This is a genomic window from Nonomuraea sp. NPDC050478, from assembly GCF_044458265.1.
GTDB lineage: Bacteria > Actinomycetota > Actinomycetes > Streptosporangiales > Streptosporangiaceae > Nonomuraea > Nonomuraea ferruginea.
In genome coordinates this window covers 277,436-290,222 of record NZ_JBITHT010000008.1, presented here as the reverse complement: position 1 = coordinate 290,222, position 12,787 = coordinate 277,436, and the positions used below count along the sequence as shown (strand labels likewise).

At 71.3% G+C, this 12,787-nt stretch carries 12 protein-coding genes and 1 tRNA gene; 7 read left to right on the top strand and 6 right to left on the bottom strand.

All coding sequences use genetic code 11. The annotated features are described in order from the left end of the window. Positions 1-69 precede the first annotated feature (69 nt). Entirely contained in the window at positions 70-966 is an 897-nt protein-coding gene (locus ACIBF7_RS37130; protein WP_271279489.1) for a 4-(cytidine 5'-diphospho)-2-C-methyl-D-erythritol kinase, read from the top strand. Between the two features lie 89 nt (positions 967-1,055). Then, entirely contained in the window at positions 1,056-2,852 is a 1,797-nt protein-coding gene (locus tag ACIBF7_RS37125; RefSeq protein ID WP_271279488.1) for an ABC-F family ATP-binding cassette domain-containing protein, read from the top strand. On the opposite strand, the gene ACIBF7_RS37120 is transcribed toward ACIBF7_RS37125, so the two are convergent. Then, the gene (locus tag ACIBF7_RS37120; RefSeq protein ID WP_148029097.1) at positions 2,849-3,556 is read right to left on the bottom strand and encodes a TetR/AcrR family transcriptional regulator; all 708 of its coding nucleotides are present in this window, start codon (positions 3,554-3,556) and stop codon (positions 2,849-2,851) included. The genes ACIBF7_RS37125 and ACIBF7_RS37120 overlap by 4 nt on opposite strands. A 67-nt stretch (positions 3,557-3,623) precedes the next feature. On the opposite strand from ACIBF7_RS37120, the gene atpB reads away from it, so the two are divergent. Next, entirely contained in the window at positions 3,624-4,397 is a 774-nt protein-coding gene (gene atpB / locus ACIBF7_RS37115) for a F0F1 ATP synthase subunit A (RefSeq protein ID WP_148029098.1), read from the top strand. Positions 4,398-4,406: 9 nt separating this feature from the next. Here atpB and ACIBF7_RS37110 read toward each other — a convergent pair whose 3' ends face one another. After that, entirely contained in the window at positions 4,407-4,904 is a 498-nt protein-coding gene (locus ACIBF7_RS37110) for a MarR family winged helix-turn-helix transcriptional regulator (protein ID WP_148029099.1), read from the bottom strand. A gap of 68 nt (positions 4,905-4,972) precedes the next feature. On the opposite strand from ACIBF7_RS37110, the gene ACIBF7_RS37105 reads away from it, so the two are divergent. The 3 genes from ACIBF7_RS37105 to ACIBF7_RS37095 are packed head-to-tail and all read left to right on the top strand — an operon-like array spanning position 4,973 to position 7,609. After that, positions 4,973-5,731: a trans-aconitate 2-methyltransferase gene (locus ACIBF7_RS37105; protein ID WP_397199224.1), complete on the top strand. Its 759-nt coding sequence runs from the start codon at positions 4,973-4,975 to the stop codon at positions 5,729-5,731. Continuing rightward, the gene (locus ACIBF7_RS37100; protein WP_148029101.1) at positions 5,728-6,075 is read left to right on the top strand and encodes a glyoxalase; all 348 of its coding nucleotides are present in this window, start codon (positions 5,728-5,730) and stop codon (positions 6,073-6,075) included. The genes ACIBF7_RS37105 and ACIBF7_RS37100 overlap by 4 nt, the downstream gene beginning before the upstream one ends. Positions 6,076-6,130: 55 nt before the next feature. Next, on the top strand, positions 6,131-7,609 hold the full coding sequence (locus tag ACIBF7_RS37095; RefSeq protein ID WP_397199223.1) for a CHAD domain-containing protein: 1,479 nt from the start codon (positions 6,131-6,133) through the stop codon (positions 7,607-7,609). On the opposite strand, the gene ACIBF7_RS37090 is transcribed toward ACIBF7_RS37095, so the two are convergent. Genes ACIBF7_RS37090 through ACIBF7_RS37075 form a run of 4 tightly spaced genes read right to left on the bottom strand, consistent with a single transcriptional unit; the run spans position 7,604 to position 12,455 of the window. Continuing rightward, positions 7,604-8,434: an NUDIX domain-containing protein gene (locus tag ACIBF7_RS37090; RefSeq protein ID WP_397199222.1), complete on the bottom strand. Its 831-nt coding sequence runs from the start codon at positions 8,432-8,434 to the stop codon at positions 7,604-7,606. The genes ACIBF7_RS37095 and ACIBF7_RS37090 overlap by 6 nt on opposite strands. Then, positions 8,427-10,487, bottom strand: a complete 2,061-nt coding sequence (locus tag ACIBF7_RS37085) for an RNA degradosome polyphosphate kinase (RefSeq protein WP_271279481.1) — start codon at positions 10,485-10,487, stop codon at positions 8,427-8,429. Before ACIBF7_RS37085 ends, ACIBF7_RS37090 begins: the two co-directional genes overlap by 8 nt. A 53-nt stretch (positions 10,488-10,540) precedes the next feature. Next, a complete protein-coding gene (locus ACIBF7_RS37080; protein WP_148029105.1) occupies positions 10,541-11,473 on the bottom strand; it encodes a TetR/AcrR family transcriptional regulator in 933 nt (310 codons plus the stop codon). A 43-nt stretch (positions 11,474-11,516) separates the two neighbouring features. Continuing rightward, a complete protein-coding gene (locus ACIBF7_RS37075) occupies positions 11,517-12,455 on the bottom strand; it encodes an acyl-CoA desaturase (RefSeq protein WP_397199221.1) in 939 nt (312 codons plus the stop codon). 190 nt (positions 12,456-12,645) lie between these two features. Between ACIBF7_RS37075 and ACIBF7_RS37070 the strand changes: the two genes are divergently transcribed. Continuing rightward, positions 12,646-12,717, top strand: a tRNA-Gln gene (locus tag ACIBF7_RS37070). The last annotated feature ends 70 nt before the right edge of the window (positions 12,718-12,787 follow it).

Genomic DNA, 12,787 nt, shown 5'->3' with positions numbered 1-12,787 from the left:
GGAGTGTGCGGGCGCGGATACGATCGAGTGTCCTCGACCCTCGCAGCGACGGAAGTGGCAGAAGATCTGATGAGCTCGGTGACCGTACGGGTGCCCGCGAAGGTGAACGTGCAGCTCTCCGTCGGCCCGCTGCGGGAGGACGGCTTCCACGACCTGGTCAACGTCTTCCACGCCGTGTCGATCTTCGACGAGGTGGTGGCCAGGGAGGCCCGCTCGATCACGGTCTCGGTGACCGGCGGCTGGGCGGCCGAGGTGCCGCTGCACGACGGCAACCTGGCGGTCCGCGCGGCCCGTGCGCTGGCCGCGCGGGCGGGTCTCGATCGGGGCGCCGAGCTCGTCATCCACAAGACGATCCCGGTGGCGGGCGGCATGGCGGGCGGCAGCGCCGACGCGGCCGCCGCGCTGGTCGCCTGCGACGAGCTGTGGGGGCTCGGCCTGCCCCGCGAGGAGCTGATGGAGATCGGCGCCGAGCTGGGCAGCGACGTGCCGTTCTCGCTGATGGGCGGCACCGCGCTCGGCACGGGGCGCGGCGAGCGCCTGGCCCCGCTGCCCGTCGGCGGCCCCTTCCACTGGGTGTTCGCGGTCGCCGACACCGGGCTCAGCACCGCCCACGTCTACAAGGAGTGCGACCGCCTCAGGGAGGGCGCGCCCGTCCCCGAGCCCCGGCCCGACCCGGCGCTCCTGGCCGCGTTGCGCGACGGCGACGCCGCCGAGCTGGGCCGCCGCCTCGCCAACGACCTGGAGCCGGCCGCGCTCGCGCTCCACCCGCCGCTGGCCGACACCCTGCGCGCCGGTCGCGACGCGGGAGCCCTGGGCGCGATCGTCTCCGGCTCCGGCGCCACCTGCGCCTTCCTTGCCGGTGACGCCGCGCACGCCGCGGAACTGGCCCGCGCGCTCGCCACCACCCCGGGCACCCGCGCCGCCGTCGTCGCCGAAGGCCCCGCCCCGGGCGCCACCCTCGTCTGACCCGCGCCCGCGCACTCACCGGGTGGCGGCCCGACGTCCGTCCCGCGCCGGGTGGTGTGCTCGTCGCGAGCCGATACCCTGGGGATGCGATGAATCTGGTCAATCTCGAGTCGGTCTCCCACGCCTACGGGCCCAAGCCGCTGCTCTCCGACGTCTCCCTCGGCATCGAGGACGGCGAGCGCATCGGCGTGGTGGGCCGCAACGGCGGCGGCAAGACGACCCTGCTCCGCGTGATCGAGGGCGGCGTGAGCCCCGACAGCGGCCGCGTCACCCACACCCGCGGCCTGCGCGTCGGCTTCCTCTCCCAGCAGGATCCGCTCGACCCCGGCATGACCGTGCGCGACCTCGTCCTGGGCGACATGGCCGAGCACGAATGGGCCGGCGACCAGCGCGTCCGCGAGATCCTCGGCAACCTGATCGGCGACCTCGACCTCGACTCCAAGGCGGGCGACCTGTCCGGCGGCGAGCGCAGGCGCACCGCGCTGGCGCAACTGCTCATCGTCGAGCACGACCTGATCATGCTCGACGAGCCCACCAACCACCTCGACATCGAGGCCATCGCCTGGCTGGCCGGCCACCTGTCCGGCCGCAGGAGCGCGCTGGTCGTGGTGACGCACGACCGCTGGTTCCTCGACGCCGTCTCCACCCGCACCTGGGAGGTCGTCGACGGCCGCGTCGAGCGCTACGAGGGCGGTTACGCCGCCTACGTGCTGGCCAAGGCCGAGCGGGCGCGTGTCGCCCAGGCCGCCGAGGAACGCCGCCAGAACCTCATGCGCAAGGAGATCGCCTGGCTGCGCCGCGGCCCGCCCGCCCGCACGTCCAAGCCCAAGTTCCGGGTGGACGCGGCTCAGGCGCTGATCGCGAACGAGCCGCCGCCGCGCGAGACCGTCGAGCTGCTGAAGTTCGCCAGCGCCCGGCTCGGCAAGACCGTCTACGACCTCGAAGACGTCACCCTCCACGCGGGCGGCCCCGGCGCCGGCCCGAAGGTGCTCGACCGCTGCACGTGGCAGTTCGGCCCGGGCGACCGGGTCGGGCTGATCGGCGTCAACGGCTCCGGCAAGTCGTCGGTCCTGCGCCTGCTCGCCGGCACCGTCGCCCCCGACTCCGGCCGCGTCGTCGAAGGCCGGACGGTCCGCCTCGCCCACCTGTCGCAGGAGCTGGCGGAGCTCGACCCCACCCGGCGGGTGCTGGAGACGGTCGAGGAGATCCGCAAGTACGTCCAGGTCGGCAAGAAGGAGTGGACCGCCTCCCAGCTGCTGGAGCGCCTCGGCTTCAAGGGCGAGGCGCAGTGGAAGGTGGTCGGCGACCTGTCCGGCGGCGAGCGGCGCCGCCTGCAACTGCTCAGGCTCCTCATGGACGACCCCAACGTGCTGCTGCTCGACGAGCCCACCAACGACCTCGACATCGAGACGCTCAACGAGCTCGAAGACCTGCTCGACGGCTGGCCCGGCACGCTGATCCTGGTCTCCCACGACCGCTACTTCCTGGAGCGGGTGACCGACCGCAGCGTGGCCCTGCTCGGCGACGGCAGGCTGTCGCTCCTGCCCGGTGGGGTGGACGAGTACCTGGAGCGGCGCGCCGCCGGCACCGCGCAGACGGCCCGGGTGGCGGCCCAGCCGGAGGCCCGGCCCGAGCCGTCCGCCCCCGCGGCGCCCCAGGGGCTGTCGGCCAAGGAGGAGCGGGAGCTGCGCAAGGAGCTCAACCGCCTGGAGCGGCAGCTCGACAAGCTGGCCGGCCAGGAGGCCAAGCTGCACGCCGAGATGGCCGGCGCGGCCGGCGACTACGAGAAGCTCGGCGACCTCGACGCGCGGCTCCGCGACCTGCTGGCCCAGAAGGAGACCGTCGAGGCCGAGTGGCTGGAGACCGCCGACCGCCTCGGTGACTAGCCGCCAGGGAGCGCGGCGGCGATCCCGTCGAGCAGGCGGTCCAGGCCGTACGCGAAGCGCTCGTCCGGGTCGGCGAGCTCACGCCCGCTCTCGGCGACCACCCGGGCGAACAACGGGTGGTCGCCGCTCTTGAGCAGCGTCTCCAGATAGGGGGCCTGGCGCGCCATCCACTGCTGCACGTCCAGGCCGGTGCGCCGCCGGGCCTCCAGCTCGCCCATCTCCGCGGCCACGTACCCGTTGACGTAGGCGAACACCGACCCCACCAGGGCGAGCATGACGTCGATGCTCAGGCCCAGCCCGTCGACCACGGACAGGGCGCGCTCGAAGGTCCGCACGCCGTTGGGGCCGCTGGACTGCCGGGTGGCGGTCACCCGGGCCATCCACGGGTGCCGGTGCATCGCCTGGCGGCCCTGGATGGCCAGGGCGCGCAGGTCGGCCCGCCAGTCGCCGCTGGGGACGTCAGGCGGGAGAAACTCCGCCGAGACGGCGTCGACCATCAGGTCGATCACATCGTCCTTGCCCGAGACGTACCGGTAGAGCGACATCGTGCCGGAGCCGATCTCCGCGGCGAGGCGGCGCATCGAGATCGCGTCGAGCCCTTCGGCGTCGGCGACCCGCAGCGCGGCCTCGGTGAGCTGAGCCCTGCTGAAGCCGGGCCGAGGCCCCCGAGCGGGCCGCTCGGGCCGCATCCACACGTTTTCCATATTGCGTACACCGTACCGGGCTGGAAAACTAGGTACACCGTACCCGGTTGTCCCTGAAGGAGCATGCATGGCCGCCGCCCCCGACTTTCGTGCGCCGTCCCCGGACGACCTGTTCGAGTTTCCCGCGCTGTGGCAGGGGTGGGTGACCAAGCCGGTGCTGCTCGCCGTCCTCGGGGCGCTGGCGGTGTGCGCGTTCGCCTGGGCGGCCTACTCCCGGCCCAAGCTGGTGCCGCGCGGCGTGCAGAACGTGGGCGAGTACGTCTACCTGTTCGTGCGCGACCAGATAGCCAGGCCGTTTTTAGGCCGGGACGCCGACCGCTGGATGCCGCTGCTGCTCAGCCTCTTCCTGCTGATCCTGGTCTGGAACCTGCTGGCGGTCGTCCCGCTGCTCCAGTTCCCCGTGACCGCGCGGGCGTCGTTCCCGTGGGTGCTGGCGATCGCCGTCTACCTGGTCAAGCTGTATGTGGCCTTCACGCGGCACGGGGTGTTCCGTTATCTCAAGGGCATGATGTTCCCGCCGGGGCTGCCCAGGGCCCTGGCGATCGTCCTGTACGCGCCGCTGGAGCTGGTCTACTTCTTCGTGACCGCGCCGTTCACGCATGCCGTGCGGCTGCTCGCGAACATGTTCGCAGGGCACACGCTGCTGGCGTTCTTCAGCGCCGTCGGGTTCTGGTTCCTGATCGAGCGGCCGACCCTGCCGGGTTTCGCCGTGGGCGTGCTCGGGGTGGCCATGACGATCGTGCTGACGGCGTTCGAGATCTTCATCCAGTTCCTGCAGGCCTACCTGTTCACCATGCTCGCCGCCATGTACGTCGGCTCGTCGCTGCGGCCCGAGCACTGACCTCCGCGATCAGGTGTCGAAGGGCGCCAGCATCGTGCGCAGCAGCCCGGCCAGGGCGTGTTGCTGGTCCGCTTCCAGACTGCTGAGCAGCGTGTGCTCGCGCCTGATCAGGTCGGTGAAGGCGGCGTCGACGCGGGCGAGCCCGGCGTCGGTCAGGGAGACCAGGACGCCGCGGCGGTCCTCGGGGTCGGGGCGGCGCCGTACGAGACCCGCCTGGGCGAGGCGGTCTATGCGGTTGGTCATGGTGCCGGAGGTGACCAGGGTGGCGCGCAGCAGCGCGCCGGGGCTCAGCTCGTAGGGCTGTCCGGCCCGCCGCAGCGCGGTGAGCACGTCGAACTCCCAGGGCTCCAGCCCGTGCTCGGCGAACGCCGCGCGCCTGGCCCGGTCGAGGTGCTTGGCCAGGCGGGAGATCCGCGAGAGCACCTGCAGCGGCTCGACGTCGAGGTCGGGCCGCTCCGCCCGCCACGCCGCGACGAGCCGGTCGACCTCGTCCTGCGCTTCCGTCATGGCCCCGAGTGTACTGTCTTGACATCGAGATAAATAGCTCGATATCAATTATCTCTATGTCAAGAGATATGTGGGACCCTGACACGTACGCCCGCTACGGCGAAGAACGGTCGCGCCCGTTCTTCGATCTCGTGGCCAGAGTACGGGCCGAGAGCCCGGCATATGTGGTGGACGCCGGATGCGGCAGCGGCGAGCTGACCACCGAGCTGGGCCGGCGCTGGCCCGGGGCGGAGGTGCTGGGCTTCGACTCCTCGCCTGCCATGATCGCCAAGGCGCGGGAGCTGGGCGGCGGGGTCTCCTTCGCCGTCGCCGACGTGGCCACCTGGCACCCTGACAGGCCGGTCGACGTGATCGTCTCCAACGCCGCGCTCCAGTGGGTGCCCGAGCACCGCGTCGTCGTCGAGCGGTGGGTGGACGCGCTGAGCCCCGGAGGCTGGCTGGCCTTCCAGGTGCCGGGCAACTACGACGCCCCGAGCCACGCCGCCATCCGCGAGCTGTGCGCGTCCCCCGGCTGGGTGGACCGGCTCGGCGACCTCGATCGGGGCAGGCCCGTCGGCGACGCGGTCGAGTATCTGGACCTGCTGAGCGGCTTCGGCTGCCGGGTGGACGCCTGGGAGACCACGTACGTGCACGTGCTGGAGGGGGAGGACCCGGTGCTCGGCTGGGTCTCCGGCACCGCGCTGCGGCCCGTGCTCGACCGGCTGGACGACCGCGAGCGCGCGCGGTTCACGGCCGAGCTGGCCGAACGGCTGGCGCGGGCCTACCCGGCAGGGTCGTACGGGACGCCGTTCCCGTTCCGCCGGATCTTCGTGGTGGCGCAGAAATGATCACTGGCCTGCACCACGTCCTGCTCGCCGCGCCGCCCGGCAGCGAACCCGAGCTGAGGGCGTTCTACGCCGGGATTCTCGGCCTGCGTGAGGTGCCGAAGCCGCCGGAGCTGGCCAAGCGGGGCGGCGTCTGGTTCCGCGGCCCCGGATTGGAGGTCCATCTCGGGATGGAGGAGGACTTCCGCCCGCCGCGCAAGGCGCACCCGGCGTTCCTGGTGGACGATCTGGACGCGCTCGTGGCCCAGCTCCCCGGCGCGGTGCCCGACGACCTGTTCCCGGGCTTCCGGAGGGTGTACGTCGAAGATCCGGTAGGGAACAGGATCGAGCTGCTTCAGGCCATGTGACGAGCCTGCGTAGAGTGGCATTATTGTCCGAAATCCGACCTTTTTGTGAGGTGTCGTGGGCATCGAGATCGAGGACAAGTTCGACGTCACCGCCGATTACCAGCTGCCTGACCTGAGCGGCCTGGCCGAGGTCGTCGGCCCGAAGAGCTTCCAACTCGTCGCCCTCTACTACGACACCCCCGACCTGCGGCTGGCCAGGCGCGGCGTCACTCTCAGACGCAGGCGCGGCGGCGCCGACCCCGGCTGGCACCTGAAGCTGCCCAAGGCCAAAGGGGTACGGCAGGAGATCGCGATCCCGCTGACCCGCAGCACCAAGGTCGTCCCGGCCGAGCTGGCCGAGCTGGTGCGCGCCTACACCCGGGGCGCCGAGCTGGGCGTGGTGGCCGAGCTCGACACCCGCAGGAGCGTCACCCTGCTCAAGGACGGCGACCGCAAGCTGGTGGAGATCGCCGACGACCGGGTCAAGGGCACGGTGTACGGCACGGACCCGCCGGCGGTGATGCGCTGGCGCGAGGTCGAGGCTGAGCTGCTGGAGGGCGACGAGAAGCTGCTGGCCAAGACCGGCAAGCGGCTCAGGAAGGCGGGCGCCACGCCGTCGCCGGCCACCAGTAAGCTGGCCAAGCTCCTCGACCCGCCGCCCGCCCCCCACGCCGGCCTCGAACCGGGAACCGCGGGCCACACCGTCATGGCCTATCTGTCCGGCCAGGTGACGGCCCTCCTCTCCCAGGACCCCCGGGTGCGCCGCGAGGAGGAGGACGCGGTGCACCAGATGCGCGTCGCCGCCCGCAGGCTCCGCAGCGCGCTCAAGGCGTTCAAACCCGTCGTCAGGAACACCAGCGAGATCCAGGACGAGCTGCGCTGGCTCGGCGGCGTGCTGGGCGAGGTCCGCGACCTGGAGGTGATCAGGGCCAGGTTCGCCCGCGAGCTGGCCGGGCTCCCGCCCGAGCTGGTCGTCGGCCCCGTCCGGGCCCGGCTCGGCGACGACCTGCTCAGGCGCGAGCGGGAAGGCTACGACACGATCAGGGAGACGCTCGGCGGCGACCGCTACTACGCCCTGCTCGACGCCCTCGACGCGCTGGTGTCCGAGCCCGAGCTGGGCAAGGCCGCGGCCGACCCGGCCGAGACGCGGCTCGCCGACGTCGCCGCCGCCAACTGGAACCGGGTGACGAAGGCGTACGAGACCGCCCAGGCCATCGACGACCCCGAGCAGCGCGAGATCGCCATGCACGACGTGCGCAAGGCGGCCAAGCGTGCCCGCTACACCGCCGAGGCGCTGCGCGACACGCTCGGCAAGCGCATGGGCACGCTGGCCAAGCTGGCAGAGGACGTGCAGGAGGTGCTCGGCGCCCACCAGGACGGGGTCGTCGCCCAGGAGACGCTGGCCGAGGAGGCGGGGTCCGCGCGCCGGGCGGGTGAGGACACCTTCACCTACGGCGTCCTGGCCGGGCTGGAGCGCGCCGCCGCCGACCGGGCGCACGAGGACTTCCCCCGCGTCTGGTCGGAGACCATGGCCGGCGTCGAGAAGGTGCTATAGCCCGTACCGCTCCGCGCAGACCACCCGCTCGCCCACCCGGTGCAGCACCGCGAACGCGCCCTTGCGCAGGCGCACGTCCCTGCCGCTGAGCGCGGCGATGAGAGGGGGCAGCACCTTGCCGTGGCTGCACACGGCCGCCCGCTCCGTCAGCTCGCCGACCAGGGCGGTGGTCTTGCGCGGGTCCTGCCCCTCCTCGCTGAGCAGCGGCTCCAGCCGCAGGTGCGAGCTGTACGGCGCGAGCGTCTGGACGCACCTGAGGCTGGGCGAGCTGAGCAGGACGGCGGGCCGGTACGCGGGCAGCACGGTGGCCAGCGCCGCCGCCTGGGCCTGCCCTTCGGCGTCGAGCGGGCGCAGCGAGTCCGCGCCCTGCCAGGTCTGGCGCGACCCGGCGGAGGCGTGCCGTACCAGCACCAGGGGGACGGTGGCGAGCGGCGCGGCCGAGAGCGCGCGCAGCAGGCCCGCGTCCCACTCGTAGGTCAGCAGCTCGCGGGCCCGGTCGACGGGAAGCCAGCGCAGTTCGTCGACCTCGTCGCCGGCGGCGAACGGGCCCTCCTCCGCCACCCGGCCCGCCCAGTAGTCCACCCGCTTGAGCCGGGTCCCGTGCAGGTAGTGCACGGGCGGCAGGGCGCGGTCGAGCGCCACGGTCAGCCCGGTCTCCTCGCGCACCTCGCGCAGCGCGGCGGCGATCACGTGCTCGCCGGACTTCAGCTTCCCCTTCGGGAAGGTCCAGTCGTCGTAGCGGGGGCGGTGGACGAGGGCGACCTCGGGGCGGCTCTCCTCGCCGCGCCAGATCACGGCTCCGGCGGCGCGGAGCGGGTCAGTCATCAACGCTCCTCCAGCGGCGCATCCCGATCAGGCGGCTCTGCAGGTCCTCGCCCGGGTGGCGGACCCAGTTCCCGTCGCCGTTCAGCCACCAGGTGTTCGTCGTGTCGGCCATCACCCGGTCCATCAGGTCCACGAGGTACGCCTTGTGCTGCTGCGCGGTCACCTTGACCAGGGCCTCCACCCGGCGGTCCAGGTTGCGGCGCATCAGGTCGGCGCTGCCGATCCACACCTCCGGCCGCCTGCCCAGGCCGAACTCGTACACCCGGGAGTGCTCCAGGAACCGGCCCAGCACCGAGCGCACCCGGATGGTCTCCGACAGGCCCGGGATGCCGGGGCGCAGCGTGCACACGCCGCGCACCCACAGGTCGATCGGCACGCCGGCGCGCGAGGCGCGGTAGAGCGCGTCGATGATCGGCTCGTCCACCAGCGAGTTCGTCTTGATCCTGATCCGCGCGGGGCGGCCCGCCCGCTGGTGGGCGATCTCCCGCTCGATCCTGGCCAGCAGCCCGCCGCGCAGCGAGTGCGGGGCGACCAGCAGCCGCCGGTAGGCCGAGTGGTGGGAGTAGCCGGTCAGGTGGATGAACAGGTCCGTGACGTCCTCGCCGACCAGCGGGTCCGCGGTGAGCAGGCCGAAGTCCTCGTACTGCCTGGCCGTCTTGGGGTTGTAGTTGCCGGTGCCGATGTGGCAGTAGCGGCGCAGTTCGCCCGACGGCTCCTGCCGCACCACCAGTGCCAGCTTGCAGTGGGTCTTGAGCCCCACCACGCCGTAGACCACGTGGCAGCCGGCCCGCTCCAGCTTGCGCGCCCAGGAGATGTTCGCGTGCTCGTCGAACCTGGCCTTGATCTCCACGACCACCACGACCTGCTTGCCGGCCTCGGCCGCGTCGATGAGCGCGTCCACGATCGGGGACTCGCCGCTGGTGCGGTAGAGGGTCTGCTTGATCGCCAGCACCCGCGGGTCGGCGGAGGCCGCCTCGATGAAGCGCTGCACGCTGGTGGCGAACGAGTCGTACGGGTGGTGCAACAGCACGTCGCGCTCACGCAGCACCGCGAAGACGTCATCGGCGGCGCCGATCGCCTCGGCCGGCACGAAAGGGCGGTAGGCGAGCTCACCGCGGTCCAGGTCCGCGATCACGTTCAGGCCGGTCATGTCCAGCGGCCCGGGGATCCGGTAGATCTCGTGCGGATCGAGCTCCAGCTCCTCCACCAGCAGGTCGAGCACCTCCTGGGAGATCGTGTCCTCGACCTCCAGCCGCACCGGCGGCCCGAACCTGCGGCGGCGCAGCTCCTTCTCCAGCGCCTGCATGAGGTTCTCGGTGACGTCCTCGTCGACCTCCAGGTCCTCGTTCCTGGTCACCCGGAAGACGTGGTGCTGGACGATCTCCATGCCCTTGAACAGCTGCCCCAGGTGGGCCGCGATCACGTCCTCCAGCGGCACGAACCGGTTCGGTGACGGCTGGACCAGCCGCGGCAGCTGTGAGGGCACCTTGACCCTGGCGAACACGGTGTGGTCGTTCGACGGGTTCCGCACCACGACGGCCAGGTTGAGGCTCAGACCCGAGATGTACGGGAACGGATGCGCGGGATCGACGGCCAGCGGCGTCAGCACCGGCCTGATCCGCTCCCTGAAGAGCTTGCGCAGCTCGGTGCGCTCCTCGCGGCCCAGCTCGTCCCAGCGGACGATCTCGATGCCCTCGGCGGCGAGCCGCGGGCGGATCTGCTCGTGGAAGGCCGCGGCGTGCCGTTTGGCGAGCGCGTCGGCCACGGTGGCGATCCTGGCCAGCTCCTCGCTCGGCTTGAGCCCGCTCTTGGTGCGCAGCAGCAGGCCGGTGGCCATGCGGCGCTTCAGGCCCGCGACCCGTACGCGGAAGAACTCGTCCAGGTTGCTGGCGAAGATGGACAGGAAGCGGACCCGCTCCAGCAGCGGCAGCGACGGGTCCTCGGCCAGCTCCAGGACCCGCTCGTTGAACTGCAGCCAGCTCTCCTCGCGGTTGAGGAACCGCTCTTGCGGAAGGGGCAGGTCGTGGTCGGGTGGGAGTGGCTCAACGGACATATCTGAAATATGCCCACTTAGGTTGAACGGGACGTTAACTCTCCCGCAACGACTTATTCGGGTGGTTCGCCCTGCCCGAGCCGGGCGGCGCGCTCGGCCAGCCGGGCCTCGCGCTGGCGCAGCCGCTCCTCGCGCTCGCGGGCCTTCTCGGCCTCCTTGAGGACCTTCTCGCGCTCCTTCTCGGCCTCCTTGAGCTGGCGCTCGCGCTCCTTGAGCTCGCGGAGCCTGGCCTTCTCCGCCTCGCGCAGCTCGCGCTGGCGGGCCTTCTCGGCCTCCTTCAGCTCCTTCTCGCGCGCCTTCTCCAGCTCGCGCAGCTCCTTGTCACCGGCGCGCGGCTTGGCGGGCACCTGCTGGCGGGTGGTCGCGGAGAGCGCCGGCTGCGGGTTCAGCCCGGTCAGACCGTTCCAGGCCAGGTTGACCAGGTGGGCCGCGACCTCCTCGCGGGCCGGCTTGCGCGCGTCGAGCCACCACTGGCCGGTCAGCGCCACCATGCCGACGAGCATCTGCGCGTACATCGGCGCCAGCTTCGGCTCGTAGCCGCGCTCCGCGAACTCGTCGGCCAGCACGTCCTCGACCTGGCTGGCGATCTCGCTGATGAGGCTGGCGAACGTGCCGGTGCCGGAGGCCGCGTGGGAGTCGCGGACCAGGATGCGGAAGCCCTCGCTGCTCTCCTCGATGTAGCGCAGCAGCGCCAGGGCGGCGCGCTCCAGCTTGACGAGGGCGTGGCTGGCGGAGAGCGCCTCGGTGATCATGCTCAGGAGCTTCTGCATCTCCCGGTCGACGACCACGGCGTAGACGCCTTCCTTGCCGCCGAAGTGCTCGTAGACCACCGGCTTGGAAACCTGCGCCGTCGCGGCGATCTCCTCTATCGAGGTCCCGTCGAACCCCTTCTCGGCGAACAGCGTGCGACTGATCAGGATCAGTTGCTCTCTGCGCTCTCTACCGGTCATACGCCTGCGCGAACGGGATTCGGTCACGGTTCCCATAATGGCGGTGACAGGCGGATCACCGGCCACCGCCGTCGAAATATCAGACAATCCGCTTCGCCGCCAGCCTCTCCGGCGACGGCCAGCGGACGTCGTGGGCCCAGCCGAGCTTCTCGAAGAGCCGGATGATGGCCGCGCTGATGTCGATCTGGCCCTTCAGCACGCCGTGCCTGGCGCAGGTCGGGTCGGAGTGGTGCAGGTTGTGCCAGGACTCGCCGAAGGACGGGATGGCCAGCCACCAGACGTTGCGCGACTTGTCGCGGACCTGGAACTCCTCCTCGCCGAACACGTGGCAGATCGAGTTGATCGACCAGGTGACGTGGTGCAGCAGACCGATGCGGACCAGCGTGCCCCAGAAGAAGGCGGTCAGCGCGCCCTGCCAGGACCAGGTGACCAGGCCGCCGATGACGGCGGGCAGCACGATCGAGGTGAGGGCCAGCGCGCCGAACCACCGGTGCAGCCTCATCACGTCCGGGTCCTTGACCAGGTCGGGGGCGTACTTCTCGCGGTTGGTGCGCTCGGCGTCGAACAGCCAGCCCATGTGGGCGTAGAGCAGGCCCTTGGACATCGACCTGAAGCCGGGCCCGAAGCGCCAGGGGGAGTGCGGGTCGCCCTCCTTGTCAGAGAACTTGTGGTGCTTGCGGTGCGTCGCCACCCAGTCGAGCACGGACATCTCCAGCGAGAGGCTGCCGGCGACGCCCAGAGCGATCTTGAGCGGCCGCTTGGCCTTGAAGGAGCCGTGCGTGAAGTAGCGGTGCAGCCCGACCGTGACGCCGAGCCCGGAGACCACGTAGAAGACGCCGGCGATGACGATGTCGGTCCAGCCGAGACCCCACCCCCAGGCGAAGGGGACCGCCGCCGCGATCGCGACCAGGGGAAGCCCGACGACGAGCGCGAAGGTCACGAGTTCGGCTTTGGTGCGTGGTTCTGGTTCGAAGTCGGGCTTCGGGCCGGGTGTCGAGCGCTCGGCAAGAACGGTCATGGGCAACCTCTCTGGATCTTTCCGGGACTAATGTCCTTCCTACGTCACCGTAACCTACGCAAACGTAAGTTAGGAAGACTTCAGTGTCGAACGATTGGGACTGCCCCGGCGTGTAGGCGGTATTCGGGGCGCGGACCCGGGCGCGGGGTCGGTATCGTAGGAACGTGTCGGGCGCCTGGCGTCTGACCGGTCCCGGATCGTCTAATCGGCAGGACAAGTGGTTTTGGTCCACTTTGTAGGGGTTCGAATCCTCTTCCGGGAGCTTTACCGCCGCTCCCCCCATAGGGGCGCCACATGGCGGGCAGGTATTCTCACGGTGTCGGGAGGGTGGC

Coding starts and splice junctions, on each gene's coding strand:
- ACIBF7_RS37130 (WP_271279489.1), top strand. CDS start 70: ATGAGCTCGGTGACCGTACGGGTGCCCGCGAAGGTGAACGTGCAGCTC.
- ACIBF7_RS37125 (WP_271279488.1), top strand. CDS start 1,056: ATGAATCTGGTCAATCTCGAGTCGGTCTCCCACGCCTACGGGCCCAAG.
- ACIBF7_RS37120 (WP_148029097.1), bottom strand. CDS start 3,556: ATGGAAAACGTGTGGATGCGGCCCGAGCGGCCCGCTCGGGGGCCTCGG.
- atpB (WP_148029098.1), top strand. CDS start 3,624: ATGGCCGCCGCCCCCGACTTTCGTGCGCCGTCCCCGGACGACCTGTTC.
- ACIBF7_RS37110 (WP_148029099.1), bottom strand. CDS start 4,904: ATGACGGAAGCGCAGGACGAGGTCGACCGGCTCGTCGCGGCGTGGCGG.
- ACIBF7_RS37105 (WP_397199224.1), top strand. CDS start 4,973: ATGTGGGACCCTGACACGTACGCCCGCTACGGCGAAGAACGGTCGCGC.
- ACIBF7_RS37100 (WP_148029101.1), top strand. CDS start 5,728: ATGATCACTGGCCTGCACCACGTCCTGCTCGCCGCGCCGCCCGGCAGC.
- ACIBF7_RS37090 (WP_397199222.1), bottom strand. CDS start 8,434: ATGACTGACCCGCTCCGCGCCGCCGGAGCCGTGATCTGGCGCGGCGAG.
- ACIBF7_RS37085 (WP_271279481.1), bottom strand. CDS start 10,487: ATGTCCGTTGAGCCACTCCCACCCGACCACGACCTGCCCCTTCCGCAA.
- ACIBF7_RS37080 (WP_148029105.1), bottom strand. CDS start 11,473: ATGGGAACCGTGACCGAATCCCGTTCGCGCAGGCGTATGACCGGTAGA.
- ACIBF7_RS37075 (WP_397199221.1), bottom strand. CDS start 12,455: ATGACCGTTCTTGCCGAGCGCTCGACACCCGGCCCGAAGCCCGACTTC.